We start from the raw sequence: 1,562 nt of genomic DNA, 5'->3' as shown, positions 1-1,562 counted from the left end.
GGAGCACAGTGTGCGGTTGCGGCGGGTGGCGTTGCGGCTGTTCGGGCGGCAGGCGCGTTGGTATCGGTCGGGTGGTGGGTCGGTAGAGCCTTCGGCGTCGGTTGTTCTGTGTACGCGGCGGCCGGAGATGGTGGGTTTCGCTTTGCGTCAGGTGGGGCGTCAGCGGGGTGTGGATGTGGAGGTGGTGTTGGCGCTGCACGGGTTCGGGGTGGGTGCTCCTGGTGTGTCGGAGGCGGTCGATGCCTATCGTGCTTCGGGGCGTGAGTTGGTGGTGTGGGAGCCGGATTCGCGAATGGTGTTCGGTTCGGTTCTGAATGGGGCGATCGCGCGGGCGAGTGGTTCGTTGGTGGCGAAGATGGATGATGACGATTGGTATGGGCCGGATCATCTGTCGGATCTGGTGGCGGCCCGCCATTATTCCGGAGCCGACCTGGTGGGGGCCGTGGCCTCCTTCGTCTACCTCGAAGCACTGGATCGGACCGTGCGTCTGGGTGGGGCCACCGAAGCCCTGTGGCACAGGGCGGCCGGAGGAACCCTGTTGATGGACCGCAGGACCCTGGAGGAGGTGGGCGGTTTCTCCCCGGTGCCCACGGCCGAGGACACCCGGCTGCTCATGGGGATCGAGCGCATGGGCGGCCGGATCCACCGTGGTCACGGCTGCAACTACGTGCTCCGCCGCAAGGCTGGTGGGCACACCTGGAGGGTCGACACCGGCCATTTCCTCCAGGCCTCGGGGGACCGCCAGCTCCGGGGCTGGCGGCCCAGTGCGTTGCTGGAGCCCGATCCCGAGGACATTCCCCTCACCGAACTCGCCGTCGCCTGGAGGGACCTGGGTGGTGACTCCGAGGATCGGGCACACGACATGAGGGTGACGCGGTGATCGGGGATCTGCTGACCGGAGCGTTGCGAGCACACGGAGCGAAGTCGGTCCTGGTCGCCCACGTAGGCCCGCGCACCGACCGCGTGGTGGCGGGTGTGGCCGAAGGGGCCGGGGTCCGGGCCCTGGACCTGGGAGCGGGCGAGGGCGGGACGGCGGACGAACAGGTGGACCTGCTCGTGCTCGTCGCGGCGAGCACGATCGACCTGCGCACTTGGAGCAGGAGCAACGGGCTTCCACGAGCGGCCGGGGCCATGATCGTCGTGCTGGACACCGTACCGCGCCAGGGCCCGCCGCTACCGGCCCCACCGGGTATCGGGCAGTGGAAGGGCCTGTTGAGCTCAAGGACACGCCGTCTACCGAATCGGGGTTGGGCGTGGGAGTTCTCCTTCACCGACCCGGTCGAGTCGGGTGAGGTGTTGATGGCGGTGGCCCGCTCCCTGGTGGGAGGACGACGGAGTCCCGTCGAGTCCATACCGTCCGCCGCGCCGGAAGGAACCGAGCCCGAGCGGCTTTGGCGGCGCCTGGGCGAGCCGGGCGCCGTACACGGGGCGGCCGAACCCTCCCGTCTGTCAGTGGATGCGGTGCCTGCTGTGGATGAGCGGGTGGTGAATCCGATGGGGTTCACGAGGTCTTCGTCGGCCAAGGTGGGGCGGTTGGTTTCGCGGGGTGGTCGTTGGGTGTT

General features: G+C 68.8%; 1 protein-coding gene and 1 pseudogene. Both read left to right on the top strand.

The genetic code is table 11. The features are described 5' to 3' along the window. The first annotated feature begins 127 nt into the window (after positions 1 to 127). Positions 128 to 880 carry a glycosyltransferase family A protein gene (locus ABZ717_RS28615; RefSeq protein ID WP_358516390.1) on the top strand — a complete coding sequence of 251 codons (753 nt, stop codon included), beginning with the start codon at positions 128 to 130 and terminating at the stop codon, positions 878 to 880. Then, a pseudogene (locus ABZ717_RS28610) lies at positions 877 to 1,562 on the top strand (hypothetical protein); the annotation flags it as partial. The gene ABZ717_RS28615 and the pseudogene ABZ717_RS28610, both read left to right, overlap by 4 nt.

Origin of the sequence: Nocardiopsis sp. NPDC006832 (assembly GCF_040635885.1) — a bacterium.
Taxonomy (GTDB): Bacteria; Actinomycetota; Actinomycetes; order Streptosporangiales; family Streptosporangiaceae; genus Nocardiopsis.
The sequence above is the reverse complement of the archived record's forward strand: the minus strand, read 5'-3'. Positions and strand labels throughout refer to the sequence as shown.